Below are 26,296 nucleotides of genomic sequence, written 5' to 3' on the forward strand. Positions count from 1 at the left end.
GTCCACGGAGAAGTCGAAACATGAAGGTCGTCACCAAACTCAGTCTGGGCTTTGGCATCGTGCTGTCGATGCTGCTTGCCGTGCTCGCTTACGGACTCTTCAGCATGGCGCAGATCCAGGCGCGCTTCGACGAAGTGGTCGAGGTGAACAATGAGGAAGCCCGGCTCGCGCACGAACTGACGTTCTCGATCAGCGACCGCATGATCGCGCTGCGCAACGTCGCGCTGATGAGCGACACCGCTGCGATCGAAACCGAGAAGCAACGCATCCGCACGCAGGCGCAAGGCTATGCCGAGGCCTTCGACGCGCTCGGCAAACGTTTCGCGCAGAATGACAAGACCGAAGCCCGCGAACGCGCGCTCTACGACACGTTGCGCACCCAGGCAGCCGCTGCCGCGCCGGTCATCGAGCGAGCGGTGGCGCTTGCCGAGGCGCGCGACCAGCAGGGCGCCACGCGCGTGCTGATCGACGAACTGCGTCCCGTGCAGCGCAACTGGATGAACGCCGCGAAAGAGCTGGTCGCGTTGCAGGACCAGCAGAACGTGAGCGCCAATCGCGATGCCGACGCCGCCTACGCTCGTGCCAAAGCCATCATGATCGCGCTCGGCGTGCTGGCTACGCTAAGCGGCGCAGCGGCCGCGCTGCTCATCACACGCGCGCTCACTCGTGCGCTCGGCGGCGAGCCGGGCGAGGCCATGGCGCTGGCGGCGCGCATCGCGCAAGGCAATCTGCGCGAGCCGGTCGCCACCGCGCATCGTCATCCCGACAGCCTGATGGTCTCGCTCGAAAGCATGCGCGCACGCCTCAATGCCATCGTGCTCGGCATCCAGTCGTCGAGCGTGACGATTGCCGGCGCGGCGCGCGAGATCGCACAGGGCACCGTGGATCTGTCGCGGCGCACCGAATCGCAGGCGGCTTCGCTCGAAGAAACCGCAGCGAGCATGGAGGAACTGGCGAGCACCGTCGCGAAGAACGCTGACAACGCCGCCCAGGGCACGCACGCCGCCACCCAGGCGTGCGGCGACGCCACGCAGGGCGGCGCGAACGTCAACGAGGTCGTCGCGACCATGCGCGGCATCGCGCAGGGCTCGTCGCACATGGCGGACATCATCGGCGTGATCGAGGGCATCGCGTTCCAGACCAACATCCTGGCGCTCAACGCCGCGGTGGAAGCCGCCCGCGCCGGCGATCAGGGACGCGGCTTCGCGGTCGTCGCCGGCGAGGTGCGCGCGCTGGCCCAGCGCAGCGCCGTCGCCGCGAAGGAGATCAAGACGCTCATCGACGATTCCACCACGCGCGTGGCCAGCGGCTCGGCGCTCGTCGAACATGCGGGCAGCGCGATCGAAGGACTGGTGGCTTCCGTGAACCGCGTGACCGCCATCATGAGCGAAGTGGCCGCCGCATCCGGCGAGCAGCGCACGGGCATCGATCAGGTCAATGTGGCGGTCGCGCAGATGGACGAAGTCACGCAGCAGAACGCGGCGCTCGTCGAACAGGCTTCGGCGGCCGCCCAGTCGCTCGCCGAACAGGCCGAGTCGCTGCGGGAAGCGGTGTCGGTGTTTCAGGTCGAGCGCAACACGCCTCAATACGCTTAATCCGACACCCCGTGCAATCCCTGCGCGGGCGCAGGAGCCGGAGCAACCGCAGGCGCAACCGCCGACGCCGGACGCCTCTCGCCAAGCGCACGGAAGGTCAACATGGCGCCCGCGATCGCCAGCGCCAACGGAATCAGGAAGCCCTGCTCGATGTTCGTGAATTCGAGCGTCAGCACGAGCGCCGTCAGGGGCATCTGCATTGCCGAGGCCAGGAAGGCCGCCGCGCCGATCACCGCGAACGCGCCGAGCGGCGTGCCCGGCCAGAAGATATTCCAGAGGCTGCCGAGCACCACGCCGAGCAGCGCGCCGTTCGTCAGGCTCGGCGTCAGCAGGCCGCCTTGCGCGCCCGCACGCAGCGAACTCACCTCGATGATCACCTTCAGCACCAGCAGCACGCCCGCGAGCGCGAAGCCGAGATGGTCCTCGAAGGACAGCCCGGCGGCGCTCTTGCCGTTGCCCGCGAGCTGCGGGTAATAGATGACCAGCACGCCGACGAGCATGAAGTTCAGGATCAACAACACCGGCAGCGACGTGCCGCGCGCCGCGTTCGCGCGCGCCGCCTTGGTGAACTTCACGAAGAGCCGCGCGGCCGCGCCGAACAGCGGACTCGTGACGACGGCCCAGACGATCAACTGCGCATCGAGCGAATAGACCGGCAAACGATAGGTCTGCGCATCGCCCAAACCGATCCACGCGACGAACGCGCCGATCGCCGACGTCAGCAACGCGGCGACGACGATGCGTGCTTCGAACGTGGCGAGCAGCACTTCCAGCACGAACACCGCGCCGCCGAGCGGCACGTTGTAGACCGCCGCGAGCCCCGCGCCCGCGCCGCACGCCACCATGATCCGCGCTTGCGCCGGCGTGAGCTTCGCGTAGTGCGCGAGCCAGCCGGCCCACAGCGCGCCGATCTCGCGCGGCGCGACCTCGCGGCCGAGCGGCGAGCCCATCGCGACGGTCACGATCTGCAACAGCGAATTGGCGACGGTGCTGGCGGGCGGCATGCGCGGACCGTCCGCCTTGATGGCGTCCGCGACGCTGACGAGCGGCTTGCCGAAGCGGTACAGAAGCCACCAGCCGCCGCCCGCGATCACGCCGCACAGCGTCAGGACCATGAAGCGCCGTTGCGGCGACGCGCTGCTGATGCCTTGAAGGAAACTTTCCTTGCCGGGCAGCGCGTCGACGCTGTAGCCGAACGCGATATGCTGGACCGCATGCAGCAGTAACGCCAGCAACATGCCGCCCAAGCCCGCCCCCACGCCGACGAGCACCGTGACGACAACGAGTTTCGCGGCCGGATTCGACGTCGTGGGCATCGCGTTCGCCTTGAACAGTAGGATGAAGGATCAGCCTGGGGCCATTCGAACGTGCGCCGTTTCGCGCGCGTGCCGTGCTTGCGGAATCGCACGGATACATGCTCATGCTCATACGCGGTGGCGTTCGCGCCTACACTAAACGAAATTCGCCTGACGTTCCGGATTCATGCCACCTCGTCCGCTGCCGCCCGCCGCTCCGCTCGAAGACCCCGCCCTGCTGCGCCGCCTGTTGCGTGCGAAGGATCGCATGGACGCCGCCTCGCACGAAGCCTGGCCGGTCGCCCGGCTGGCCGCCGTGAGCGGCGTCTCCGAAGCGCATTTCGCGCGTTCCTTCAAGCGCGCGTTTGGGCTTCCGCCGCACCGCTATCTGCTGACGCGGCGCATCGAGCAGGCCACCAGCCTGCTGCGCGATACCGGACTGAGCATCACCGAGATCGCCTTCGCCACCGGCTGGGAAAGCCTTGGCACCTTCGGCCGCGTGTTTCGCGACATCAGCGGCAGCAGTCCCGGCGCGGTACGCGCCGCGCTGCGCGCCGAAGACAGTCCGCTGCGGCAGGTGCCCGCCTGTGTCCTGAAGGCCGCATTGCGTCCTGATCTGACGATGGCAGTTTTGGAGAAGCGCCGCCGGTCAGCCAGGTCTACAGTGCGCTCATCAACCGAGGAGGAAACATGAGCGACGGTATCAATGTGGTGGGCGTGTATGTCGACGATCAGGACGCGGCGCTGGATTTCTATGTCGACAAGCTCGGATTCCGCGTCCATACGGACGTGCGCAACGGCGACTATCGCTGGCTCACGGTGCAGCATCCCGATCAGCCTGCGTTTCAACTGGGCCTGTTCGCGCCCGGCCCGCCGATTCACGACGACGCCACCGCGCAAACCCTGCGCGCGATGGTCGCCAAGGGTGCGATGCCGCCGCTCGTGCTCGCGGTCACCGATTGCCACGCGACTTACGCCCGGCTCAAGGCGCGCGGCGTGGAGTTCACGCAGGAGCCGGTGGAGCGCTACGGCAGCGTCGATGCGGGTTTTCGCGATCCCGCCGGCAACGGCTGGAAGATGATCCAGGCGCCGCGCGGCGGGCAGTAATCAGCGTGCAGCGCGCTCAGTTCTTGTCGGCGACGACCTGATCGAAGGTGCCGCCGTCGGCGAAGTGGATCTTCTGCGCGTTTTGCCAGCTGCCGAACAGCTGTTCCACCGTGAAGGTCTTCAACGGCTTGAACTCGCTCGCATGTTTCGCCAGCACGCCGGGATCGCGCGGACGCAGATGATGCTGCGCGATGATCTCCTGCGCCGCCGGCGTGTACAGGAAGTCGAGATACGCCTGCGCCTGCTTGCGCGTGCCGCGCTTGTCGACCACCTTGTCGACGATCGACACCGGCGGCTCAGCCAGCAGGCTCACCGACGGATATACCGCCTCGAAGTCCTTCGCGCCCGGTCCCGCGCTCATCAGGCCCACTTCGTTCTCGAAGGTGACCAGCACATCGCCGATGCCGCGCTGCGTGAAGGTGGTCGTCGCGCCGCGTCCGCCGGTGTCGAGCACGGGCACGTTCTTGAAGATGGCTTTTTCGAAGGCCTGCGCCTGCGCGTCGGTGGCGCCCTGCTGCTTCTTGTAGCCCCACGCCGCGAGATAGGTGTAGCGGCCGTTGCCCGAGGTCTTCGGATTGGCGATCACGACTTGCACGCCGTTGCGCGCCAGATCGCTCCAGTCGTTGATGTTCTTCGGATTGCCCTTGTGAACCAGGAACACCATCGTCGTGGTGTAGGGCGCGCTGGCGTCGGGCAGACGGCTGCGCCAGTTGGCGGGCACGAGTTGCCCGCGTTCGGCAAGCAGGTCGATGTCGTTGGGCTGGTTCATCGTCACGACGTCCGCCCGGAGACCCTGCGTCACCGAGAGCGCCTGCGCGCTCGATGCGCCATGCGACTGCCGCACCGACACCGTTTCGCCGGTCTTCTTCTTGTAGTCCGCGACGAACGCGGAATCGATGTCCTTGTACAGCTCGCGCGTGACGTCATAGGACACGTTGAGGAGCGTCGTGTCCGCACGCGCGACGCCGGTCATGCCGAGGGTGACACCAACTGCGGCTGCGATCAGCAGCTTCTTGTGTACCGCCATTCTTGTTCTCCAGTGACAGGGTTTCGATACTGCACAACACACGAAGGCCGCTCGAAGGCGGCCATTTTTATACGACGGGATCAGTCGCGCTTATCCGTACGCGCGCTGTTGCTCCGTCTCGTCTTCATGTTCTTGTCCATCGCCGGACGGCGCGCGCCGCGCGAGCGTCTCGACGAAATGCTTCGCCAGCGGCCACGGCCCGAAACCCGCCGCCGTGTTCACGTGCCCCGCGTCGCCGAGATTGATGAACGCGCTGTTCCAGTGCTGCGCCAGGGTGCGCGCTTCGTCGAGCGGCATCCACGGGTCGGTTTCGCTGCCCACGACGAGCGATAGCGTATCCAGACGCCGCGCGCTGAAGGCGCCGGCAAAGCGGAACTTCGCCGGACTCGCCGGCGCGACGAACAGCACGCCCCGCACCCGCGCGCCGGCCGGCTTCAAGTGGGCAAGCGCATGCGCGGTGGCAAGGCAGCCGAAGCTATGCGCCGCGATGACCACCGGACCGTCGATGTCCGCCAGTTCGTCGCGTACCGCGTCGCTCCAGGTATCGAGATGCGGCAGATCCCAGTTGCGCTGCTCGACGCGCCGCGCCGACGCCACCTCGCCTTCGAGCCAGCTCTGCCAGTGCGCGTCCTCGCTGCCGTACAGACCCGGCACCGTGACGAGCGTGACGCCCGCCCCCGACGATTCCGCTTTCCGTGCCCCACCCGCGCTGCGTTCGCTCATGTTCATCCTCGCTGCGACCCGAATCGATCAGGCTTCATTCTCAGCGAGCGCACCGCGACGGCTAACCAATATTTCGTCATTTCTTTATGGCTCGCGGGGCGGGCGGCAGGCGCCGCTATAATCGCTGCACGCCGCGTCCGGACGCCTGCGAGCGCCCGCCATCTGCCCCGCCACCTCTATGCCGACCCGCCGATCCGCCGCTCTCCCCGCCGTTTTCCCGGACTCGCCGGTGCCGCTGTATGCGCAGATCAAGGACACGCTGCGCGCGGGGATTCTCGACGGACGCTATGCGCCGCACAGCCGCATGCCGTCGGAAAGCGAGCTCCAGGCGATGTTCGACGTGAGCCGCATCACCATCCGCCAGGCGCTTGGCGATCTGCAAAAAGAAGGCTTGATCTTCAAGGTGCACGGCAAGGGCTCGTTTGTCTCCCAGCCGCGTGCATTTCAGAACGTGACGTCGCTGCAGGGCTTTGCCGAGGCAATGTCGGAAGGCGGCCATGACATCCTCAACCGCGTGCTGCGCTTCGACATCGCGCCGGCGCCCGACGAAGTCGCTGCCCGGCTCGGTCTTGCGCCGGGCAGTCCGGTGGCGGAGATTCATCGCGTGAGGTTGTTGAATCGCGCGCCGGTGTCCTACGAGATCAGCTTTCTTCCCGAACACTTCGCGCGACCGCTCGCGCGCGCGGACCTCGTGACGCGCGACATCTTCCTGATCCTGGAGAACGACTGCGCCGTGCCGCTCGGCAGCGCGGATCTCGCCATCGACGCCATCGCCGCGCCGGTTGAGATCGCGCAATCGCTCGATGTGAAGAAAGGCGCGCCGCTGTTGCGCATCGAGCGGCTGACGCACGGCGCGGACGGCACGCCGGTCGATTTCGAATATCTCTATTTTCGCGGCGACACGTTTCAGTACCGGCTGCGCATCGACCGCGAGCGCCTGGCGAGCACAGCCCGCTGAAACCGTGCGTCAGGACGCCTTGCGGGCGCGCTTCACATACTCGCCGATGAAAGTACGCACTGCGTCATCCGCGAAGCGCACTGCCACCTGCTTGCCGCTGATCATCTCGACCACGCCCTCGCCATAGCGGCGCACGCGCACGCGCTCGCCCTCCTTGAAGCGCGCTGCTTCCGGACGCAACGACTCGCTCTGATCGGCGCGTTCCTGTTCACGCTGTTCGCGCGAACTTTCGCTCACTTGCGGCGGATGCAGGCAGTTGTCGCAGGTGCCGCAGCGCTCTCCGCCGAGTTCGTCCTCGGGCTTGCGATAGCGGATCTCGCCCGCGTGCCGAGGCGCTGCTGTCCGCGTCGCCTCGATGTCTGCCGCGAAGTAATCGAGCAGCGTGCGCCAGCGGCATTGCGCGCCCTGCGCATAGCCAATCATGCGTTCGAGCACGGCGCGATCGCGCGCCGAGCGCGCCGTGTATTCCTCCGCAGCGGCATCGAGACGGGATTCGTCGAAGTGTTCGTCGTTCAGTTTCAGGCCGCCGCGCCGCGTGCGCCGCGTCATGCCGATATCGCCGAGCAGCGCCGCCGCGACCCGCAGCTTGTTTGCGCCGATGTCCGGCAGCGCTTCACGCAGTCGTGCAAGCGGCTTTTCCAGCGTCCCGCTGCCGCTTTCCTGCGCCAACTCCCGCACCTTCAGCGCCACGCGCGCGATGGTCTCCCGGCTCGGATAGCGGCCGCTCATGAAGAACTGCTGCACGTGCCGGTCCTTCATTTCGAACAGCAGCGTGCAGCGCGCGGGCTGTTCATCGCGGCCAGCGCGGCCGGCTTCCTGATAGTAGGCATCGAGGCTGCCCGGCATCTGCGCATGGATCACGAAGCGGATGTCGGGCTTGTCGATGCCCATGCCGAACGCGTTGGTCGCGACCATCACGCGCACGCGGTCCTCCATGAACGCATCCTGCGACGCCGAGCGTTCCGCCGACGACAGCTTCCCGTGATAGCGCCCCGCCTCGACACCGGCCTCGACGAGCGCGGCATGCAGCGCCTCGCATTCAGCGATGGTCGCGCAATAGACGATGCCGCTGCCCTGCGCCTCACGCACGCATTCGATCGCGCGCCGCCGCTTGTCTTCCGGATTGGTCAGCTGTTCGACGCTGAAGTGCAGGTTGTCGCGATAGACGCCGGTATGAATCACGCGAGCGCGCCGCATGGCCAGCTCGCGCACGATGTCCTCGATGACGGCCGGCGTCGCGGTCGCGGTGAGTGCGAGCACGGGCGGGTGGCCGAGCGTCTTGATCGCATGCACGAGTTCGACATAGGCCGGGCGGAAATCGTGGCCCCACTGCGAGATGCAATGCGCTTCGTCGATCACGACGAGCGCAATCGCCGGCATGCCGGGCGCGGCGAGTTCGCCGGTGAAGTCGGCGTTGGAAAGCCGCTCGGGCGTGACGAAGAGCATGCGCACCGCGTGCCCGGCGACGGCTTCCATGGCCTCGCGCGCTTCGGCCGCCGTCAGTGTGCTGTTGAGCACGGCGGCGGCGATGCCGGCGTCCGCGAGCTTCGACGCCTGATCGCGCATCAGCGAGATGAGCGGCGAGACGATCACCGTCATGCCGTCGAACTGGAGTGCGGGAAGCTGATAGCACAGCGACTTGCCCGCGCCGGTGGGCATCACGGCGAGCGTGTCGTGTCCGTCGAGCACGCTGCGGATCACCTCGTCCTGGCCCGGCCGCAGGTTCGGAAAGCCGAAGACGCGACGCAATGCGCTTTCGAGTTCGTCGTCGAGCGGTTTGCGCTTTCGTGCGCTGCGTGCTTTGTGGGCGTGCGGGTCGTTCATGTGTGCGGCTTATATGCCCGTCCGCCAGGTGCGGCCAGCGCGCAGGGCTTCGAGCAAACACCATACCTTGCGGCAGGCCGAACCGCATCGCCGCCGCAGCAGGCGAAAAAAAACCGCTCCCGAAGGAGCGGCTTGTGCGCTTGAACGCGAAGAAACGCAATCAGTCGTCGAGCAATGAAAGATCGCGCACCGCGCCCTTGTCCGCCGACATCACGAACTTCGCATACGCCTTCAGCGCCCCCGATACCTTGCGCGGACGCGGCTTCGCCGGCTTCCAGCCCTTCGCGTTCTGCTCCTCGCGGCGTTGCGCGAGTTCCTCGTCGGAGAGCAGCACGTCGATACGGCGATTCGGAATGTCGATGCGAATGCGGTCGCCGTCGCGCACCAGGCCGATCGCGCCGCCCGCTGCCGCTTCCGGCGAACAATGGCCGATCGACAGCCCCGACGTGCCGCCCGAGAAACGGCCGTCCGTCAGCAGCGCGCAGGACTTGCCCAGTCCTTTCGACTTGATATAGCTCGTCGGGTAGAGCATTTCCTGCATGCCCGGGCCGCCCTTCGGGCCCTCGTAGCGCACGATCACGATATCGCCCGCCTTGACCTTGTCGTTCAGGATGTTCTCGACCGCCTCGTCCTGCGATTCCGTGACGTGCGCGCTGCCTTCGAACACCAGGATGCTTTCATCGACGCCCGCGGTCTTCACCACGCAGCCATCCAGCGCGATGTTGCCCGTCAGCACCGCCAGACCGCCTTCCTTCGAGAACGCGTGCTCGTACGAGCGGATGCAGCCTTCCGCGCGGTCGCTGTCGAGGCTCGGCCAGCGCGTGTTCTGGCTGAACGCCACCTGCGTCGGAATGCCGGCCGGACCCGCCATGTAGAAGGTCTTCACGGCTTCGTCTTCGGTGCGCTTGATGTCCCACTGCGCGAGGGCGTCGCCAAGGGTAGGCGCGTGCACGGTCGGCACGTCCGTGTGCAGCTTGCCCGCGCGTTCCAGTTCGCCCAGGATCGCCATGATGCCGCCCGCGCGATGCACGTCCTCGATGTGGTACTTGTTCGTGTTCGGCGCGACCTTGCACAGCTGCGGCACCGTGCGCGACAGACGGTCGATGTCTTCCATCGTGAAGTCGATCTCGGCTTCGCGCGCAATCGCCAGCAAGTGCAGGATGGTGTTGGTGGAACCGCCCATCGCGATGTCGAGCGTCATCGCGTTTTCGAACGCCTTGAAGCCCACGGAACGCGGCAGCAGACGCATTTCTTCCTGTTCGTAGTAACGCTGCGCCAGCCCGACGATCTCGCGGCCCGCGCGCTTGAACAGCTGTTCGCGGTCGGCATGCGTCGCGACCACGGTGCCGTTGCCGGGCAGCGAGAGGCCGAGCGCTTCGGTCAGGCAGTTCATCGAATTGGCTGTGAACATGCCCGAACACGAGCCGCACGTCGGGCACGCGGAGCGTTCCACTTCGGCCACTTCGGCGTCCGAGTACGTCTGGTCCGCCGCGATCACCATCGCGTCGACCAGATCGAGTTTCTTGAACTCCATGGCCTTCGTGACGGGATTCGCGAGGCGCGTCTTGCCGGCTTCCATCGGGCCGCCGGACACGAAGATCACCGGAATGTTGAGGCGCATGGCGGCCATCAGCATGCCCGGGGTGATCTTGTCGCAATTGGAGATGCACACCATGGCGTCGGCGCAATGCGCGTTGACCATGTATTCCACCGAATCCGCAATGATCTCGCGGCTCGGCAGCGAGTACAGCATGCCGTCGTGACCCATGGCGATGCCGTCATCGACCGCGATGGTGTTGAATTCCTTGGCCACGCCGCCCGCGGCCTCGATCTCGCGCGCGACCAGCTGTCCCAGATCCTTCAGGTGCACGTGGCCGGGCACGAACTGGGTGAACGAATTGACCACCGCGATGATCGGCTTCGAGAAGTCTTCGTCTTTCATGCCGGTGGCGCGCCACAGCGAGCGCGCCCCCGCCATGTTGCGGCCGGCGGTGGAGGTTTTGGAACGGTAAGTGGGCATCGTGGGTGGCTTCGGAAAATTGTCGCGAAAATGAAAGCGGGCCACGAGGATAAAGGCCCCTTGCCCTTGCCTGAACGGCCAGCGGCAGGCCTTTTGGGCGCCGCTTTTGAGCAAAGGCTGAATTATCCCACAGCGGCGCGGAGCGGCCCTGAGCCGCTCACGCGGACGCATAACCTCAGGTAATGAGAGCGCGAAATTAAAGCGCATTGACGCTGTCCGGACGCAAATCGATACTCGATGCCAGCTCCTCCCGGCCCCGCGCCGCCCCGCAAAGCGCGCCAGACATGGCGCTCCCACCGAACCGACGCCATGAACATGCCTGAGAGAAGCCTCGCCCCCGCGCCGGACGCCGACAGCGGTTTTTCGAGTTCCGGCACCTGGGAGCGCGGTGGCGAGCCGTGGGCCAGCAGCGAGCAGCGCACGCTGACGTGCTGCCGCGTCATCGACGAGACCCACGACGTCAGGAGCTTCGAATTCCGCATCGGCGACGGCGCGCCCGTTCGCTTCGAACCGGGCCAGTTCCTGACTATCCGGGCCAATGTCGCAGGCACGCCGGTGGAGCGCTGCTACACGATTTCCTCGCCGCCGACGCGCCCCTGGCTCGTGTCGATCACGGTGAAGCGCGTGCCGGGCGGGATCGTTTCGAACTGGCTGCACGACACGCTGAAGCCGGGCCATGCGCTGCGCGCCTACGGGCCGTCCGGAAGCTTCACCGCGACGGCCGCTGCGTCGGCCAAGTCGCTCTATCTGTCCGCCGGGTCCGGCGTGACGCCCTTGATGTCGATGACCCGCGCCGCCCTCGACCTCGGACTCGATCGCGACGTGATCTTCATCCACAGCGCGCGAACCCCGGCCGACATCGTCTTCCGCGAAGAACTGCGACGCCTTGCCGCCCTGTCGTCGCGCCTGCGGACGTTCTTCGTGTGCGAGAGCAGCGGCGACGAAGCGGACTGGAGCGGGCCCATCGGCCGGCTGAGTCTGCGCTTGCTGTCCGAGTGTGCGCCTGACTACGCCGAGCGCGAGGTCTTCACCTGCGGTCCCGCCGGCTATATGAACGCCGTGCGCGACCTGCTGCGCGAAGGCGGGCACGACCCGGCGCACTATCACCAGGAAAGCTTCGACCTCGGCGCGGGTGTCGCGCCGGAACCGGCGGACGAAGCGCCGTCCATTGCACAGGCAAGCTTCACGGTGAAGCTGTCCCGCTCGTCGAAGAGTTTCACGATGAACCCGTCCGAGACCGTGCTGGCGGCGGCGCGCAAGGCGGGCGTGGCGATTCCGTCGTCGTGCAGCCAGGGCGTATGCGGCACCTGCAAGACGAAGCTGCTGGACGGCACGGTCGATATGAAACACAACGGCGGCATTCGCGAGCGCGAGATCCAGAAGGGCTTCCGGCTGCTGTGCTGCAGCCGGCCGACCTCCGACCTGACGCTCGAACTCTGACGCTGCGCCGCCATTCACGAATACGCTTTTACGAGGGGGAACAGCATGGCGGTCGAAGCGAACATGCGCGCCGTGCGGGCCTACCGGCTCGCGCGCGTGCTGGAGCAGATGCGCGCGCAGGCGCTGCCCGCGCTGCTGCTGTATGACCCGGTGAACATCCGTTATGCGACGGATACCTCCAACATGCAGGTGTGGTGCGGACGCAATCCCGCGCGCTACGTGATGATTTTCGCGGACGGCCGCATCGTCGCGTGGGAGTTCCACAGCAGCGAACATGTATGGGACGGGCTCGATCTCGACGTGGAATTTCGCGGCGCCACCAGCTGGACCTTCTTCAATGCCGGCCATGAAGCCGAACGCCGCGCCGAGCGCTGGGGCGCGGAGATCGTCGATGTGTTGCACGCTCATGCGCCCGGCGAGAAGCGGCTTGCCGTCGATCGCCTCGATCCCTTCGGCACCGCTTGTCTCGATCAACACGGCATCGCGCTATCCGACGGCCAGCTTCTCATGGAGAGCGCGCGCCTCATCAAGTCGCCGGACGAACTCGTGCTGATCGGCGCATCCTTGCGCACCGCCGAGAAAGGAATCGAGCGCATGCGGGAAGCGTTGCGGCCGGGCATCACCGAGAATGAACTGTGGGCGCATCTGCATTTCGAGAACATCCGCCATGGCGGCGAGTGGATCGAAACCCGGTTGCTCGCTTCCGGCGAGCGCACCAATCCATGGATGCACGAATGCTCGGCGCGCGTGCTGAAGAACGGCGATCTGCTTGCCTTCGATACCGACATGGTCGGTCCGCATGGCTACTGCTCGGATATCTCGCGCACCTGGCTTGTCGGCGATGGACGCCCGTCCGACGAACAGCGCTCGCTCTACGAACAGGCCTACGCGCAAGTCCACACCAACATGGACGTGCTGAAGCCCGGCATGACGTTTCGCGAGTTCTCGGAGAAGGCGTGGCGCATTCCCGAGCGCTTCATCAAGAACCGCTATTGCTGTCTCGCGCACGGCATCGGCATGGTGGATGAATATCCGTCCATCGCGCATCAGGTCGATTGGGACAGCGCCGGCTATGATGGCCATTTCGAGCCGGGCATGACGGTGTGTGTCGAGAGCTATATCGGCGCCGATGGCGGCACGCAGGGCGTCAAGCTCGAACAACAGGTGGTCCTGACAGAGCATGGCTGCGAGCCGCTCACGGCCTGCCCTTTCGAAACCGACTGGCTATAACATCATGACGAAACGCCTGGACACCGTATCGACCTTCCTTGTCATCGCGGAACGCCTTTTCCAGTCCACGCAGCTTCCCGAAGGCGGACGCGTGGTTGCGTCAAAGGTGTTTGAAAAATTGCGCACGCCGTCCGACGACGGCGCGCGGCATGTAGACCGCTACCCCGCCTGCGCATGGTTCGATGCCGCGCTCGCACCGCGCCTCGGCGAAGACACGGACATCGGCGCGGCCGCGCGCGCGCTCAAGGCGCTGGAACCCGCACTGGGCTGGTCGCGCCGGTCTTCGGGTGAGAACGGCAGCGACAATTACATCGAAGGTCACGTGCACGGCATGATCTGCGGAACGGGCGGCGCCGAGAGCCGTCATGACGTGCGGCTCGGCTTCTCCGTCATGGCGCCCGAGGTCCGCTATCCCGATCACTCGCATCCGCCGGAAGAAGCCTATGTGCTGTTGAGTGCCGGCGAGTTTCGTCAGCGCGACGGCGACTGGTTCAATCCCGGCATCGGCGGCGGCATTCATAACCTTCCGGGCAGCCGCCATGCGATGCGCTCCGGCCGCGATCCGTTCATCGCAATCTGGTGTCTGTTGCCGTAAGCCGTACGCCTCGCTATCCCACCTCGACGCGGTTGCGCCCCCGCTCTTTCGCCTGATACAGCGCGCGGTCGGCGCGCCGCATCAACGCATCGACGTCCGATTCGCCCGGCTCGCGCGTCACCACGCCGATGCTCACCGTGAACGGAATGGGCTTCACGCGCCACGCATGCTCGAAGTCCTGCTGCTCGAAACGCCGGCGCAGCGCATCCGCGATCTGACACGCAAGCCGTGCATCCGCGCCCGGCAGCGCCGCGACGAACTCCTCGCCGCCCCAGCGCGCGAACACCTTCGATGCATGCGGAATCGACATGCCAGCCTGCGCCAGCACGCATAGTACTTCGTCGCCGATATCGTGGCCGTGGCTGTCGTTGATCTTCTTGAAGTAATCGATGTCGAGAATGAACACGGACAGCACCTGATCCGTGCCCAGCACCTTCTCGACGAAATCCAGGAACTCGCGACGGTTCGGCAAGCCGGTCAACACATCGGTCGCGGCCTGCTTCCTGAGCAATTCCATCAGTTGCGCGCGCTCGGTGATGTCGCGGATCACCGCCGTGAATTCGATCACGCCATCCACCTTGATCTTGGAGATAGCAATCTCCACCGGAATGATCCTTCCGTCGCGATGCAGTCCGTACACGCTATTGCTTTCGTCCATGCGCGGCGGGGTGATCGAGCGCAGGTTCAGCTTGTCGGAGTCGGCGAACTGTTTGACGTTGCGCGAATGGTTCGCGCGAAAGCGTTCGGGCAGTAGCGTCTCGATGCGTCGGCCGAGCACTTCGTCCGAGCGGTAGCCAAACAGATTTTCAGCCGCGCGATTGAACAACGTGATGTTGTGCTGCTCGTCAATCGTGACGATGGCGTCGTAGGCCGAATCCACCACCGCTCGAAAACGCGAGTCGCTGACTTCGAGTTCATGGGTCAGATCGCGCTTCGGTGGATTGACGAAGCCCGTCAGCAGAATCTCCTTCGCGCCCGCGCCGCCGAGCGGCTTGAGCGTGAGGCGCCAGAGCGGTTCATTCGCGCCGCGTGTCGCGGGATGCTCCAGTTCCTGCATCTGGCCTGTCGCAAAGCTCGCCCGTAGTGTCTCGCGCAATGCGGACCATCCGTCACCTGGAATCAGCGTGTCGAACGCGAAGGGAAAGGAAAGCGGCTCCGCATGCGCTACGCCCGCCATCGCGAGGAACGCGTCATTGCAAGCGTTGATGACGAGGGCGCCGCGCGCATCACGCGCAATGACCGCTACGCAGATCGTCACGCCGTCTGCGGGCTCCTGAATTGTGTTGGGCAAACCGGACATAGTCTCACCTGGGCGGCACCGCCTTACGGTACCGAAAGCAAAAAGCACGTAACGCTGTTGCGGGCGTTACATCGCCCATGGTTATCGGCGCGGCGTCATGAGCCTTGAGCCTGAATCGATGATGATCGGCATGGCAGGCCGCTATTCAGTCGCACTCGAACGGCTTGCCTCTCAGCCGAGACGACGCGCAAGAACCGTGCTTCGTCCGGCAAGGCCTACGGACATTCGTTCGAAAATTGTTGACCAATTCACTGGGGATTTGGCATAATGCTCGTCGGAGTACAAGAAGTCGATTGCTGTTCATCAATAGTCCGTTGCCTCTTGCGGTATTCGTTGTCCATTCCCTCCTTGATGCTTCACCCGCTCACTCGAGCACTCTCTTTTCAATTTATTCAAATTCAGGATTTTCATGGACACCGGTATTGTCAAGTGGTTCAACGACACCAAGGGTTTCGGTTTCATCACGCCGGACGCTGGCGGCGATGACCTTTTCGCGCATTTCTCGGAAATTCGCGCTGACGGTTTCAAGACGCTGGCCGAAGGCCAGAAGGTCAGCTTCGAAACGAAGCGCGGCCCGAAGGGCATGCAAGCTTCGAACATCAAGCCGCTGTAAATCTGCCGCTGTAGCGCTGTAGATTTGCCGCTGTAGTTCGCGGCATGCCGGAAGCCTCCAAGACAAGGCTTCCGGCCTCCTCCGGTTCACCTTCGCGTCTCCGCGACACTCATTCGGCCTGGCCCTGGTTGCCGCCATCTTTCGATCGCGTCATTACGCGAATCGCCTCGTGTTCTCTGGTTGCGCCGGAAACACTCACTCTTAAAATTAAAATGACACAACTCAATCAATACCGCGGTTATGCGGTACACGCCTTTACGCATCGCCTGCACGACACATCGTTTTCTGCGAATGTCATGCTGGAACGTCCCGAAACGGATTCGGTCGAATCCACTTATCGCTTCTTCTCGCTGGATTACTTCTCCAAGGAATCCGAGGCGATCGAGTACTCGCGCCGCTGGGCGCGCGACTGGATCGACACCCGAGGCTGACGGCCACGGCAACACGTGCAAAGCACTGGACTCAGCGCAACGCATCGTCCGGCAGCGTCGGCACGGCGCGCACGAGCGCTGGGCGAATCAGGTGATCGAGCACACGGCGCGTGAGCGTGACAGTCTCGTCGACGAAACTGTCCCACTCTCCCTGCCGATGCAACACAAAGAACTCGCGCCGCGCAAGCCGTCCTTCGGGCAGCGGCAACACGGCGATTTCGTCGAGATAGTGCCGCGCCTGCCACAGACACAGCGGCGTCGAGATGGCGAAGCCGAGCTTCGCGCTGACAAGGCTCAGCAGCGGATCGGTGGCGTCGAACTCGTAGCGGCGCGGGCTTTCGATACCCAGATGCCGCGCAAACCGATCCACCTGCTGGCCGATCACCGAACGCGCCGTGTAGCGGATCAGCGGCAACTCGTCCGCGAGCGTGCGCCAGTCGGGCGCGCTGCTTTGCTCGTGTTCGGACGCACGTTCCTCCAGCCAGCGACGCGACACCACTGCGACGAACGCCTCCGAGAACAGCGGCACTTCGACGATGCGCGCATCGGTCAATGGGGTCTGCGTGCAGACCACGATGTCCACTTCGCGCGCGTGCATCTGCGCCGCCAGACCGGGCGTCAGGCCCGACCATAGTGCGATCTGGCGCGCCGGACCGGACATCGCGCGGATCAGTTCGGGGCCGACCGTCGCCGCGAAGGAATCGACGCAACCGAGCCTCAGCGGCAACGTGCCCGCAAGCGATTCAGCATTGATCCGCGCGCTCACCGTCTGCGCGTGCTCCAGCAGCGGTCCCGCGAGTTCGAGCAGCGCGCGCCCGGCGCGGTTCGGACGCGGCGGACGGCTGTCGCGGTCGAAAAGATCGGCGCCCTGCTCGCGCTCCAGCGCGGCAATCGACTGGCTCACCGCGCTCTGGCTCAGGCCGAGGCGACGCGCGGCGGCCGTCATCGAACCGGTCTCGCAAACCGCGACAAACGCCTGCAACGCGCGCAGATCGATGGGGACTGGGGTACGTCTCATCAAGGCTCCGTCAATACTTGCCGCTCATCTTGCCCGCGCCTCGCGTGATGCATCGCATCATCGCACCAGCGTGGCAACGACCATCAGTTTGCCTTATGCAAAATCACTGCGCGCAGGTTCGACGCCCGCCCAAGCTTTGATGCACCTGCACAGCCCCGGTCGGTTTAGTGACAGTTGATGTCGAGTTTGTGTTGCTTCAGGCGTTATTGGCCCGTTACATTCGATCCACACTCGCATCGGGTGCACGGAGGCCGCATTGGATACGCTGGTTTTCATCTGGAGTAATGCGGCATCGATCGGCCATATGCTGGTCGATCACGTGCTGATCGTGCTGGCCGGCGTCGGCTGCGCGATCGTGACGGGCGTCACGCTCGGCATCGTCATCACGCTCAACGAGCGGCTCGCCCGCGTCGTGCTCTATACGGCCGCCATGCTGATGACCATTCCGTCCATCGCGCTGTTCGGCCTGCTGATCCCGGTGCTGTCGCTGATCGGCCAGGGCATTGGTTTCCTGCCGGCGGCCATCGCGCTGTTTCTCTATTCGCAGTTGCCCATCCTGCGCAACACCTATGCGGCCATCCGCAACCTCGATCCCGCGCTGCGCGAAGCCGCGCAAGGCATGGGCATGACCTCGTGGCAACGGCTGCGCCGCGTCGAAATGCCGATTGCCGTGCCGATCATCATGGCCGGCGTGCGCATGGCGGTGGTGATGAACATCGGCATCGCGGCGATCGCGACTTACATCGGCGCGGGCGGACTTGGGCGGCTCATCAGCCGCGGCATCTCGCAGTCGGACCCGCGGCAACTGGTGGCGGGCGCGCTGATCGTCGCGCTGCTCGCCATCCTCGCCGATCTCGGCCTGGCCGCGCTGCAATGGCGGCTCACGCCGGAAGGCATGCGGCCGCGCCGGGCGCGCTTCCTGTGGCGCCGCGCCACGGCCCGTCCGCCGCTCGCGGCGCCTCTTGCACACACGCCTGCCACTCCGGCGGAGGGACGATGATCGAGCTTCGAAACCTGACCAAGCGCTTCGCTTCACGCGGCGACAAAGCGGTCGTCGACGATATTTCGATGACCGTCGAGGAAGGCGAACTGTGCGTGCTGCTCGGACCGTCCGGCTGCGGCAAGACCACCACGCTCAAGATGGTCAACCGGCTCGTGCAGCCGACTTCGGGCCGTATCCTGATCGGCGGCGTGGATACGGCGGGCTTCGATATCGTCGAACTGCGGCGGCGCATCGGCTATGCGATCCAGCAGGTGGGCCTGTTCCCGAACATGACGGTGGCGGACAACATCGCGCTCGTGCCTGAGATGCTCGGCTGGACCAAGACACGCATCCGCGAGCGCACGGAACAGCTGCTGGCGATGGTCTCGCTCGATCCCGCCACCTTCATGCCGTGCTATCCGCGCGATTTGTCGGGCGGGCAGCAGCAGCGCGTCGGCGTGGCCCGGGCGCTCGCCGCCGATCCGCCGGTGATGCTGATGGACGAGCCGTTCGGCGCGATCGATCCGATCAACCGCACGTCGATCCAGGACGAGTTCCGGCATATCCAGAAAAGCCTGCGCAAGACCGTGATGTTCGTGAGCCACGACATCGACGAAGCCATGAAGATGGGCGACAAGGTCGCCATCTTTCGGGACGGCAAGATCGAGCAGATGGCCAGTCCCGACGAGTTGCTGGCGCGTCCGGCGAGTGCGTTCGTCGCGGATTTCGTCGGCACGGACCGGGCGCTGAAGCGCCTGCGCCTGATGCGCGCCGCCGATGCCGCGCTGGAACCGGCACGCGTCGCGCGGCTGGGGTACGCGAACGCGGATGCACGTGCGCTCCTGCGCGATCACCTGGCCGACACGTTGGTCGTGCTCGACGCGCAGAATCAGCCGGTGGGCCATGTCGGACCGTTGGAGCTCGCCGCGGCAGGCGCGACGCTGGAGGCCGCCCGGGTACGTCCGCTGCCCGCCGTGTTGCGCGCGACGGACGACCTGCGCTCCGTCATGTCGATGCTGCTCGCGCACGGCGTGACGTGGCTGCCGGCCGTGGATGCCGAGGGTTGCTTCATCGGCTACGTGACGCACGAGCGCATTGCCTTGATGGCGCGCGCAGCCTGCGCTTCGGGCGAAGCGTCGCCGCAGGTTGCCGTCGCGCCGCCCGCGGACGAAGCCGCGCTCGCCGCCGGAGTCGTGCGATGAAGCCGCGCGGCGTCCGCCTCGCCTGTGCGCTGCTCATCGCATGCGTCAGCGCCTCGGCCCATGCGGACAACTGGCTGGCATCGATCGACCAGTATCGCGCGGACATCGTCTATCAGGCCGGACAGCAGATGCTGATGGTGCTGATCGCGGGCGTCGCGGCCATTCTCGTGGCCGTGCCTGCCGGCATCTGGCTGAGCCGTCCAGAGAACGGCCGCGCCGCGCATTTCGTCATGTTCACGCTGAACGCCGGGCAGGCAGTGCCAAAACTCGCGATCCTCGCGCTCGCCATGAGCGTGCTCGGCATCGGCGCGAAGCCCGCCATTCTCGCGCTGTGGCTCGCCACGCTGCTGCCCATCGCGATGAACACCTACGAAGGCATCCGCGCCGTGCCGCCCGCGCTGATCGAGGCGGCCAACGGCATTGGCATGACGCAATGGATGATCCTGCGCAAGGTTGAACTGCCCAACGCGATGTTCGTGATTCTCGCCGGCGTGCGCACCGCGCTGGCGATCACGGTCGGCACCGCGCCGCTGGCGTTTCTCGTCGGCGGCGGCGGACTGGGCGAACTCATCTTCACCGGCATCGACCTGAACGATTTCACGATGTTGCTTGCCGGCGCCATCCCGACCGCCCTCCTCGCGGTCGCCACCGACCTGTTCGTCGCGCAGTTGCAGCACTTTCTCGTGCCGCGCGGCGTCAGTCCACAACGTTGATCCTTCTCCCGGAACCGAAGCTCATGTTCAAGCCGCTGTTGTCACGCATGTCGTGGTCGCGCCTGCTCGGCGCATCCCTGTTCACGCTCGCATTCAGCGCCTTGGGCGCGAGTCAGGCGGTGCAGGCCGCATCGACCATCACGGTGGGCGGTAAGAACTTTACCGAGCAAGTGCTGCTCGCGGAGATGACCACGGAACTGCTGAAGGCCAAGGGCTTCGACGTCGTGAAGAAGGACGGCATGGGCAGCACGGTGCTGCGTCAGGCGCAGGAGAACGGACAGGTGGACGTGTACTGGGAATACACCGGCACGTCGCTCATCACCTACAACAAGGTGACCGACAAGCTCGATCCGCAGCAAACCTACGCGCGCGTGAAGGAACTCGATGCGCAGAAGGGCCTCGTGTGGCTCGACCCGTCGAAGGCGAACGACACGTATGGCCTCGCGATGAACCGCGATGTCGCGCAGAAGCTCGGCATCGCCACGCTCAGCGACCTCGCGAAGGTGCTGAACAGCGGCAAGGAACTCACCTTCGCGTGCAACTCCGAGTTCTACGCGCGTCCCGACGGCCTGCGTCCGCTGGAGAAGGAGTATGGCTTCCACTTCGGCCCGGCGCAGATCAAGCGGATGGATTCGGGACTCACGTATCAGGCGCTGAAGGATCGTCAGGTCGATACCGCGCTGGTCTTCACGACCGATGGCCGCGTGCCCGCGTTCAACTTCATCGTGCTGCGTGACGACAAGAATTTCTTCCCTGCCTATGCATTGACGCCGGTCGTGCGCAAGGCGACGCTCGACGCCAATCCGAACCTGGCGGGCATCCTGAACGCGCTGTCCGCCAAGCTCGACGACGCGACCATGGCCCGTCTCAACGCCGAAGTCGACGTGCAGAAGAAGTCGCTCAGCGACGTCTCCGGCGCGTTCCTCAAGTCCGCCGGCCTGCTCTGATCCATGCGGGCGCAGCCAGCCTTGCGTGTCGCGGCCGCGCAGATCGAGACGGTTCCCGGCGATCTCGCGACGAATCTCGCCGTGCATCGGCGGGTGATTGGACAGGCTACGGAAAGCGGGGTGCGGCTGCTGGTGTTTCCCGAATTGTCGCTGGCGGGACACGGCGCGGGCGAGCACGCGCTGAAGCTCGCCCTCACCCGCGATGATGAAGCCTTGCTCGAACTCGCGCATTGTTGCGCGGAGGTGTCGGCGGTGGTTGGCTTTATCGAGGAAGCGCCGGGCGCGCTGTTCTACAACAGCGTCGCGACGCTGCATGCGGGACGCGTGGTGCAGGTACATCGCAAGATTGCGCTCGCGACCTATGGCAAGCTCGATGACGGCAAATACTACGGACACGGCGAGCGCCTCGATCAATTCACGTTACCGGACGATCCGCGCTGGCGTATTGCAACGCCGATCTGCGCGGACTTGTGGAGTCCCGCGCTGATGCATCGGCTGGCGCGCGACGGCGCCACGCTGTGCGCTGCGCCGGTGAGTTCGGCGGTGGAAGCCGTGGGCACCGAGTTCGACAACCCGCGCGGCTGGGACACCGTATTGCGCGCCCATGCACTCGTCTATGGCCTGCCGATCGTGTTCGCCAATCGCGTCGGACGCGAAGGCGCGCTGCATTTCTGGGGCGGCTCGCGCATCGTCGGCCCGCGCGGCGAGATCCTCGCGCAGAGCGAGACGGCGCACGAGGAACTGGTGATCGCCGACCTCGACTACCGCGCGGTCCGCAACGCGCGCTTCGACCTGCCGACGATCCGCGATGCCCGCGCCATCGACGCGGCTCTGTCCCGCCACGCTTCCGGAAACGATGAAAACGACATCGTGTCGGTTTCGTGATCGGGTAGGTCGTGTGGCTGTCGGCATGCGCCAAATCAGCGGCAGACAATCGGTCTAACTGATCGTTCGCACGGAGAACACGACGATGATCGACCCGACACGCGTGCGCGACGCCCTCGCGCAACGCCGTGACAATTTCTCGCTGCCGCAACCGTTCTACACCGACGACGCGTTTCATCAACTCGATATCGACGCCGTCTTCAACAACGAATGGCTCTTCGCCTGCAATAGCTGCGAACTGCGTGAACCGGGCGATTACCTGACACTCGAAATCGGCGCGACCTCGGTCATCGTCCTGCGCGACCGGGACGGCGAGATTCGCGCCTTCTTCAATACCTGCCGTCATCGCGGCTCGCGCATCTGCCTCGACGAAAAGGGCCATGCGCACCGCCTGACCTGCGCCTATCACCAGTGGGTCTACGAACTCGACGGTTCGCTGCTGCATGCGCGGCAGATGCCCGCGGACTTCGAGCGCGAGGCGTACGGGCTGCGTCCGGTGCATGTCGGGATCGTGTGCGGGATGGTCTACCTCTGCCTCGCCGATACGCCGCCGGACCTCACGCGCTTTCGCGAGGCGGTGACGCCTTACATCGCGCCGCATCAGCCGTGGCGCACGAAGGTGGCCGCCGTCTCGACGATGATCGAGGACGCGAACTGGAAGCTCGTCATCGAGAACAATCGCGAGTGCTATCACTGCGCGGGTAATCATCCGGAACTGCTCGCGACGCTGGTCGAATTCGCACTGCCCGACGATCCCGCCGGCTCGCGCGACTTCCGTTTGCTGATGGACACGCAGGCCGCCAAGTGGGAACGTCATGGCCTGCCGCATCTGCCGGCCGATGGCGGCGACGCTTTCCGCTGCATCCGCCTGCCGTTTCATCGCGGCGCGGTGTCGTTCACGCCGGATGGCTCGCCGGCCTGCGCCAAGCTGCTCGGCGATCTCACCGAGCCCGATCTCGGCTCGGTACGCATGTTCCGCGTGCCGAACAACTGGAATCACTTCCTCGCCGATCACATCATCCACTTCCGGATCCTGCCGCTGTCGGCGTCGCGCACGGTGCTGCGCACGACCTGGCTCGTGCATGAAGACGCGGTGGAAGGCGTCGATTACGACGTCGATACGCTGACCTCCGTGTGGAACGCCACCAATACGCAGGACGCGCGGCTTGCGGCGAACAATCAACTGGGCGTCGGCTCGATCGGCTACACGCCGGGACCGTATGCGCCGTCGGAATTCATGCTGCGCAACTTCACCCACTGGTACGCGAACAAGCTCGCAAGCTATCTGGACGGTTCGCATCCGCATCGTTCGATTGAACTGAAGGTGTCGAATGGCTGACGTGCTGATCGATCCCGACACCGTGAATGCATTCGATGAAGCCGCCACGCGCACGCTCGAATGCATCGGCGTGCGTGATGAAGCGCCGGGCGTGCGGACCTTTTTTCTGCGCGATCACCATGCCGACGGCGCGCGCCGCTATGCGCCGGGGCAAGCCATGTTGCTGACGCTCGATATCGACGGCGAGCGGCACGACCGGACCTTCTCGATTGCGTCGTCGTCGCCGCTCGGGCGCGGCGTGATCGAACTGACCATCAAGGCGCAGCGCGACGGCATCGTGACGCGCTGGCTGCACGAACACTGCGTGCCGGGCCTGCGAATCGAGGCGCGCTATCCGCTCGGCCGCTTCACGCTCGACGTGGCGAATCCGGAGCCGCTCGCGCTGGTGTCGGCGGGATCGGGCGCCGCGCCGCTGATGTCGATGCTGCGCACGCTCGCACACAGCCGGCCGGATGCGGACGTCGCGTGGCTGCACAGTGTGCGTCACGCCGACGACATCCTCTTCGCCGCCGAACTCGCCGCATTGCAAGCGCGCATGCCGAACCTGCGGATCAGCGTCTGGCTCAGCGCACCTGCGCCGGGCTGGTTCGGCCTGCGCGGACGCATCACGCGCGGCACGCTCTGGGCGATGACGCCAGACTTCGGCCGCCGCACCGTGTACTGCTGCGGCCCGGCGGGCTTCATGCAGGGCATCCGCCAGATTCATGCGGCCGAAGGGGCACGACGCGCGGCGTTTCATATCGAGCATTTCGGGCCGGCGCCGGTCGATCCGGCGACACCAACGCCCGATGAAGTGCCTGGCGTGATCCATCGCGCCACCTTCGGCGGCAAGCATTTCGAAGTACGCGCGGGTGAGACGCTGCTCGTCGCGGCGACGCGTCAGCAAGTCGTGATTCCCTGCGGCTGCGCGAGCGGCATGTGCGGCACCTGCAAGGTCCGCCGCATCTCCGGCGAAGTCTCGATGCAGCATGCGGGCGGTTTGTCCGCCGCCGAGGAATCGCAAGGCTGGATTCTCGCGTGCTCCAGCCGCCCTTCCACCGACATCGAGATCGCCCTCAGATGACACACCACGACGCACCTTTGCAAGACGACGCCAGCCGCTTCACACACGCGTTGAGTTTCGACATGCTTCCCGATACGGTGGTGCGCGACGCGCAGCGCCGCTTGCTCGATCTCTTCGGCATCGCGGCGGCGGGCACGAGCACGCGCATGTCGTCGATTGCGCGCGAACATGCGCTCGACTGCTTCGCCGCCGGCCATAGTCCGGCGCGCATGCTGTTCGACGGGCGCATTGCCAGCGCGGCGGGCGCGGCTTTCGCGGGCGCGGCGACCATCGACAGTTTCGACGGCCACGACGGCCACGCCCTCACCAAGGGCCACGCTGGCGTCACGGTGCTGCCCGCACTGCTCGCGATGACCGAACGCGCGCCCGCCATGAGCGGCCGCGAGTTCATCGTGCAGACGGTGCTCGGCTATGAGCTCGGCACGCGCGCGGGTATCGCGCTGCACGCGACGAGCCGCGAATATCACACGTCGGGCGCGTGGAATGCGCTCGCGGCAGCGGCCATCGCGAGCCGCGCACTCGGCTTCGACCTGCCGACGACGCGGCATGCGCTCGGCATCGCGGAGTATCACGGGCCGCGCTCGGACATGATGCGCTGTATCGATCATCCGACCATGCTGAAGGACGGCTCGTGCTGGGGCGCGCTCGCGGGCATCAGCGCGGCCTTGCTCGCGTCGCGCGGTTTCACGGGCGCGCCGGCCACGACCGTCGAACGCGATGCGCCCGCCGTCTGGGCCGATCTCGGCGAACGCTGGCTGATCCTCGAACAGTATGTGAAGCCGTATCCGGTGTGCCGCTGGGCGCACGCTTCGATTGCGGCGGCGCTAGCAGTGCGCGCACAGGCCGGTTTCGATGCAGTGGACATCGTGCGCGTGGAGATCGAGACTTTCCATCAAGCCGCGCGCCTATGGTCCGACGCGCCGCGCACGACCGAGGAAGCGCAATACGGCGTGCTGTTCCCGGTGGCCGCCGCGCTGCTGCACGGGCGCGTGGATGCGGACACCATCGGCGATGCGGGTCTCGTCGATCCCGCCGCGCGCGCGCTGCTGCCGCGTCTCGTCACGCGCGAACACGCGGACTTCAACGCGGCCTTTCCCGCCGAGCGCTGGGCGCGCGTGAGCGTTGAGCTGCGCGACGGACGCCGCCTCGATTCCGGTCCAATGCAAGCAGGCGGCGACCCTGCACGCCCGCTGACGCCCGGTGCCGAACGCGACAAATACCGCAGCCTGACGGGCGCGCGTTTCGGCGCACGTTTCGCGAGCGAACTCGAAGCCGCCGTCGATGCGCTCGCCGAACCCGACGCGAGCGCCGCCCGTTTGTGCGAGCTCGTGCTGAATGCGCCGCCCGCCATCGAAGAAACTGATGCACGCGCCTGCGACCGCCAGGCCGTCACCTCCTGAACCATCGAACCGACACAGTGGAAAAAGAAGCCATGCACACGCCGTTCCATGATCCCGCCAGCGTCGCGGGCAAGGCGCCGCCGGTCGGCGAAGCGACCGATCTGCTTATCGTCGGCGCGGGTCCTGCCGGCATTGCGGCCGCGCTCGAAGCGGCGGGGCGCGGCATCAGCGTGACGCTCGTCGATGAAAATCCCGTGCCGCTGGAAACCATGGGCGAGGACGTGCCGCTGCATTTCGGCGGCCGCATGAACGCGTCGGCGGGCAATGCCAACGCGATGCTCGAAGCGATGCTGGAGGCGCGTCCCGAACTCGGCGACGCGCTCGATGCGGGCGTCGACGTCAGGCTCGGCACGGCGGTCTGGGGGCTCTTTCCGCACGGTCCGGCGCGCGCATGGATGGACACGCACGCCGCCGGTCTCGCCGATGCGTCGCATGCGTGGCTGATGAGTTTCAAACAGGTGATCGTCGCGTCCGGACGGCGCGACATGGGCCTCGCCTTCGACGGCTGGCAGCGGCCCGGCGTGATGGGCGCGAGCGCCGCATGGCGGCTCGCCGTGCTCTACGGCGCACTCGATGCGCGCCGCGCCGT

At 65.8% G+C, this 26,296-nt stretch carries 25 protein-coding genes; 18 read left to right on the forward strand and 7 right to left on the reverse strand.

Features of this window, described 5'->3' with window-relative positions:
• Window positions 1-20 precede the first annotated feature (20 nt).
• Window positions 21-1,595 (forward strand): methyl-accepting chemotaxis protein, encoded by a 1,575-nt coding sequence (locus tag QCE63_RS31200; RefSeq protein WP_309838446.1) that lies wholly within the window; start codon window positions 21-23, stop codon window positions 1,593-1,595.
• On the opposite strand, the gene QCE63_RS31205 is transcribed toward QCE63_RS31200, so the two are convergent.
• Window positions 1,592-2,911, reverse strand: a complete 1,320-nt coding sequence (locus QCE63_RS31205; protein WP_309838448.1) for a chloride channel protein — start codon at window positions 2,909-2,911, stop codon at window positions 1,592-1,594. The genes QCE63_RS31200 and QCE63_RS31205 overlap by 4 nt on opposite strands.
• A 166-nt stretch (window positions 2,912-3,077) precedes the next feature.
• Between QCE63_RS31205 and QCE63_RS31210 the strand changes: the two genes are divergently transcribed.
• Both QCE63_RS31210 and QCE63_RS31215 read left to right on the forward strand, forming a co-directional pair.
• Window positions 3,078-3,584: an AraC family transcriptional regulator gene (locus QCE63_RS31210; RefSeq protein ID WP_309838450.1), complete on the forward strand. Its 507-nt coding sequence runs from the start codon at window positions 3,078-3,080 to the stop codon at window positions 3,582-3,584.
• Window positions 3,581-3,997, forward strand: coding sequence for a VOC family protein (locus tag QCE63_RS31215; RefSeq protein ID WP_309838452.1), 417 nt, complete (start codon window positions 3,581-3,583; stop codon window positions 3,995-3,997). Before QCE63_RS31210 ends, QCE63_RS31215 begins: the two co-directional genes overlap by 4 nt.
• A 16-nt stretch (window positions 3,998-4,013) precedes the next feature.
• On the opposite strand, the gene QCE63_RS31220 is transcribed toward QCE63_RS31215, so the two are convergent.
• Entirely contained in the window at window positions 4,014-5,024 is a 1,011-nt protein-coding gene (locus QCE63_RS31220; protein WP_309838454.1) for a sulfate ABC transporter substrate-binding protein, read from the reverse strand.
• Window positions 5,025-5,114: 90 nt separating this feature from the next.
• Complete coding sequence (locus QCE63_RS31225) at window positions 5,115-5,747, reverse strand: alpha/beta hydrolase (protein WP_309838455.1); 633 nt, start codon at window positions 5,745-5,747, stop codon at window positions 5,115-5,117.
• 178 nt (window positions 5,748-5,925) lie between these two features.
• On the opposite strand from QCE63_RS31225, the gene QCE63_RS31230 reads away from it, so the two are divergent.
• Window positions 5,926-6,705: a GntR family transcriptional regulator gene (locus QCE63_RS31230; protein WP_309838456.1), complete on the forward strand. Its 780-nt coding sequence runs from the start codon at window positions 5,926-5,928 to the stop codon at window positions 6,703-6,705.
• Between the two features lie 9 nt (window positions 6,706-6,714).
• Here QCE63_RS31230 and QCE63_RS31235 read toward each other — a convergent pair whose 3' ends face one another.
• Together QCE63_RS31235 and ilvD are read right to left on the reverse strand one after the other, a co-directional pair.
• On the reverse strand, window positions 6,715-8,529 hold the full coding sequence (locus QCE63_RS31235; protein ID WP_309838458.1) for an ATP-dependent DNA helicase RecQ: 1,815 nt from the start codon (window positions 8,527-8,529) through the stop codon (window positions 6,715-6,717).
• A 160-nt stretch (window positions 8,530-8,689) separates the two neighbouring features.
• Entirely contained in the window at window positions 8,690-10,549 is a 1,860-nt protein-coding gene (gene ilvD, locus QCE63_RS31240) for a dihydroxy-acid dehydratase (RefSeq protein WP_309838459.1), read from the reverse strand.
• 309 nt (window positions 10,550-10,858) lie between these two features.
• Between ilvD and QCE63_RS31245 the strand changes: the two genes are divergently transcribed.
• Genes QCE63_RS31245 through QCE63_RS31255 form a run of 3 tightly spaced genes read left to right on the forward strand, consistent with a single transcriptional unit; the run spans window position 10,859 to window position 13,814 of the window.
• Entirely contained in the window at window positions 10,859-11,989 is a 1,131-nt protein-coding gene (locus tag QCE63_RS31245; protein ID WP_309838461.1) for a hybrid-cluster NAD(P)-dependent oxidoreductase, read from the forward strand.
• Window positions 11,990-12,034: 45 nt separating this feature from the next.
• Window positions 12,035-13,219, forward strand: coding sequence for a Xaa-Pro peptidase family protein (locus QCE63_RS31250; RefSeq protein WP_309838463.1), 1,185 nt, complete (start codon window positions 12,035-12,037; stop codon window positions 13,217-13,219).
• Window positions 13,220-13,223: 4 nt separating this feature from the next.
• Entirely contained in the window at window positions 13,224-13,814 is a 591-nt protein-coding gene (locus QCE63_RS31255; RefSeq protein WP_309838464.1) for a dimethylsulfoniopropionate lyase, read from the forward strand.
• 13 nt (window positions 13,815-13,827) lie between these two features.
• On the opposite strand, the gene QCE63_RS31260 is transcribed toward QCE63_RS31255, so the two are convergent.
• A complete protein-coding gene (locus QCE63_RS31260) occupies window positions 13,828-15,114 on the reverse strand; it encodes a diguanylate cyclase (RefSeq protein WP_309838467.1) in 1,287 nt (428 codons plus the stop codon).
• Window positions 15,115-15,523: 409 nt separating this feature from the next.
• On the opposite strand from QCE63_RS31260, the gene QCE63_RS31265 reads away from it, so the two are divergent.
• Window positions 15,524-15,727: a cold-shock protein gene (locus QCE63_RS31265; protein ID WP_309821213.1), complete on the forward strand. Its 204-nt coding sequence runs from the start codon at window positions 15,524-15,526 to the stop codon at window positions 15,725-15,727.
• 44 nt (window positions 15,728-15,771) lie between these two features.
• On the forward strand, window positions 15,772-16,158 hold the full coding sequence (locus tag QCE63_RS31270; protein WP_309838469.1) for a hypothetical protein: 387 nt from the start codon (window positions 15,772-15,774) through the stop codon (window positions 16,156-16,158).
• Window positions 16,159-16,189: 31 nt separating this feature from the next.
• Here QCE63_RS31270 and QCE63_RS31275 read toward each other — a convergent pair whose 3' ends face one another.
• Window positions 16,190-17,176, reverse strand: coding sequence for a LysR family transcriptional regulator (locus tag QCE63_RS31275; RefSeq protein ID WP_309838471.1), 987 nt, complete (start codon window positions 17,174-17,176; stop codon window positions 16,190-16,192).
• 256 nt (window positions 17,177-17,432) lie between these two features.
• Here QCE63_RS31275 and QCE63_RS31280 point away from each other — a divergent pair, with 256 nt between their 5' ends.
• From QCE63_RS31280 to QCE63_RS31320, 9 genes are all read left to right on the forward strand, one after another.
• A complete protein-coding gene (locus tag QCE63_RS31280) occupies window positions 17,433-18,176 on the forward strand; it encodes an ABC transporter permease (protein WP_404986073.1) in 744 nt (247 codons plus the stop codon).
• The gene (locus QCE63_RS31285) at window positions 18,173-19,360 is read left to right on the forward strand and encodes an ABC transporter ATP-binding protein (protein ID WP_309838473.1); all 1,188 of its coding nucleotides are present in this window, start codon (window positions 18,173-18,175) and stop codon (window positions 19,358-19,360) included. The genes QCE63_RS31280 and QCE63_RS31285 overlap by 4 nt, the downstream gene beginning before the upstream one ends.
• Window positions 19,357-20,073: an ABC transporter permease gene (locus QCE63_RS31290; RefSeq protein WP_309838475.1), complete on the forward strand. Its 717-nt coding sequence runs from the start codon at window positions 19,357-19,359 to the stop codon at window positions 20,071-20,073. Before QCE63_RS31285 ends, QCE63_RS31290 begins: the two co-directional genes overlap by 4 nt.
• A 23-nt stretch (window positions 20,074-20,096) precedes the next feature.
• On the forward strand, window positions 20,097-21,020 hold the full coding sequence (locus tag QCE63_RS31295; RefSeq protein WP_309838476.1) for a glycine betaine ABC transporter substrate-binding protein: 924 nt from the start codon (window positions 20,097-20,099) through the stop codon (window positions 21,018-21,020).
• A gap of 21 nt (window positions 21,021-21,041) precedes the next feature.
• Window positions 21,042-21,905, forward strand: coding sequence for a nitrilase-related carbon-nitrogen hydrolase (locus QCE63_RS31300; RefSeq protein WP_309838477.1), 864 nt, complete (start codon window positions 21,042-21,044; stop codon window positions 21,903-21,905).
• An 85-nt stretch (window positions 21,906-21,990) separates the two neighbouring features.
• The gene (locus QCE63_RS31305; RefSeq protein ID WP_309838478.1) at window positions 21,991-23,244 is read left to right on the forward strand and encodes an aromatic ring-hydroxylating dioxygenase subunit alpha; all 1,254 of its coding nucleotides are present in this window, start codon (window positions 21,991-21,993) and stop codon (window positions 23,242-23,244) included.
• Window positions 23,237-24,307, forward strand: a complete 1,071-nt coding sequence (locus tag QCE63_RS31310; protein ID WP_309838479.1) for an iron-sulfur cluster-binding domain-containing protein — start codon at window positions 23,237-23,239, stop codon at window positions 24,305-24,307. Before QCE63_RS31305 ends, QCE63_RS31310 begins: the two co-directional genes overlap by 8 nt.
• The gene (locus QCE63_RS31315; protein WP_309838480.1) at window positions 24,304-25,707 is read left to right on the forward strand and encodes an MmgE/PrpD family protein; all 1,404 of its coding nucleotides are present in this window, start codon (window positions 24,304-24,306) and stop codon (window positions 25,705-25,707) included. Before QCE63_RS31310 ends, QCE63_RS31315 begins: the two co-directional genes overlap by 4 nt.
• A 32-nt stretch (window positions 25,708-25,739) precedes the next feature.
• Window positions 25,740-26,296: FAD-dependent oxidoreductase (locus QCE63_RS31320; protein WP_309838482.1), on the forward strand; the 557-nt coding region annotated here is incomplete at its 3' end.

The sequence above is a fragment of the Caballeronia sp. LZ065 genome (genome assembly GCF_031450975.1).
Taxonomy (GTDB): domain Bacteria; phylum Pseudomonadota; class Gammaproteobacteria; order Burkholderiales; family Burkholderiaceae; genus Caballeronia.

What these genes read in the sequence shown, in the direction of transcription:
- QCE63_RS31310 (WP_309838479.1), top strand. Translation starts at nt 23,237, where the DNA reads ATGGCTGACGTGCTGATCGATCCCGACACCGTGAATGCATTCGATGAA.
- QCE63_RS31250 (WP_309838463.1), top strand. Translation starts at nt 12,035, where the DNA reads ATGGCGGTCGAAGCGAACATGCGCGCCGTGCGGGCCTACCGGCTCGCG.
- QCE63_RS31225 (WP_309838455.1), bottom strand. Translation starts at nt 5,747, where the DNA reads ATGAGCGAACGCAGCGCGGGTGGGGCACGGAAAGCGGAATCGTCGGGG.
- QCE63_RS31215 (WP_309838452.1), top strand. Translation starts at nt 3,581, where the DNA reads ATGAGCGACGGTATCAATGTGGTGGGCGTGTATGTCGACGATCAGGAC.
- QCE63_RS31270 (WP_309838469.1), top strand. Translation starts at nt 15,772, where the DNA reads ATGCCGGAAGCCTCCAAGACAAGGCTTCCGGCCTCCTCCGGTTCACCT.
- QCE63_RS31230 (WP_309838456.1), top strand. Translation starts at nt 5,926, where the DNA reads ATGCCGACCCGCCGATCCGCCGCTCTCCCCGCCGTTTTCCCGGACTCG.
- QCE63_RS31275 (WP_309838471.1), bottom strand. Translation starts at nt 17,176, where the DNA reads ATGAGACGTACCCCAGTCCCCATCGATCTGCGCGCGTTGCAGGCGTTT.
- QCE63_RS31260 (WP_309838467.1), bottom strand. Translation starts at nt 15,114, where the DNA reads ATGTCCGGTTTGCCCAACACAATTCAGGAGCCCGCAGACGGCGTGACG.
- QCE63_RS31285 (WP_309838473.1), top strand. Translation starts at nt 18,173, where the DNA reads ATGATCGAGCTTCGAAACCTGACCAAGCGCTTCGCTTCACGCGGCGAC.
- QCE63_RS31210 (WP_309838450.1), top strand. Translation starts at nt 3,078, where the DNA reads ATGCCACCTCGTCCGCTGCCGCCCGCCGCTCCGCTCGAAGACCCCGCC.
- QCE63_RS31295 (WP_309838476.1), top strand. Translation starts at nt 20,097, where the DNA reads ATGTTCAAGCCGCTGTTGTCACGCATGTCGTGGTCGCGCCTGCTCGGC.
- QCE63_RS31235 (WP_309838458.1), bottom strand. Translation starts at nt 8,529, where the DNA reads ATGAACGACCCGCACGCCCACAAAGCACGCAGCGCACGAAAGCGCAAA.
- QCE63_RS31290 (WP_309838475.1), top strand. Translation starts at nt 19,357, where the DNA reads ATGAAGCCGCGCGGCGTCCGCCTCGCCTGTGCGCTGCTCATCGCATGC.
- QCE63_RS31315 (WP_309838480.1), top strand. Translation starts at nt 24,304, where the DNA reads ATGACACACCACGACGCACCTTTGCAAGACGACGCCAGCCGCTTCACA.
- QCE63_RS31205 (WP_309838448.1), bottom strand. Translation starts at nt 2,911, where the DNA reads ATGCCCACGACGTCGAATCCGGCCGCGAAACTCGTTGTCGTCACGGTG.
- QCE63_RS31200 (WP_309838446.1), top strand. Translation starts at nt 21, where the DNA reads ATGAAGGTCGTCACCAAACTCAGTCTGGGCTTTGGCATCGTGCTGTCG.
- ilvD (WP_309838459.1), bottom strand. Translation starts at nt 10,549, where the DNA reads ATGCCCACTTACCGTTCCAAAACCTCCACCGCCGGCCGCAACATGGCG.
- QCE63_RS31265 (WP_309821213.1), top strand. Translation starts at nt 15,524, where the DNA reads ATGGACACCGGTATTGTCAAGTGGTTCAACGACACCAAGGGTTTCGGT.
- QCE63_RS31255 (WP_309838464.1), top strand. Translation starts at nt 13,224, where the DNA reads ATGACGAAACGCCTGGACACCGTATCGACCTTCCTTGTCATCGCGGAA.
- QCE63_RS31245 (WP_309838461.1), top strand. Translation starts at nt 10,859, where the DNA reads ATGAACATGCCTGAGAGAAGCCTCGCCCCCGCGCCGGACGCCGACAGC.
- QCE63_RS31220 (WP_309838454.1), bottom strand. Translation starts at nt 5,024, where the DNA reads ATGGCGGTACACAAGAAGCTGCTGATCGCAGCCGCAGTTGGTGTCACC.
- QCE63_RS31305 (WP_309838478.1), top strand. Translation starts at nt 21,991, where the DNA reads ATGATCGACCCGACACGCGTGCGCGACGCCCTCGCGCAACGCCGTGAC.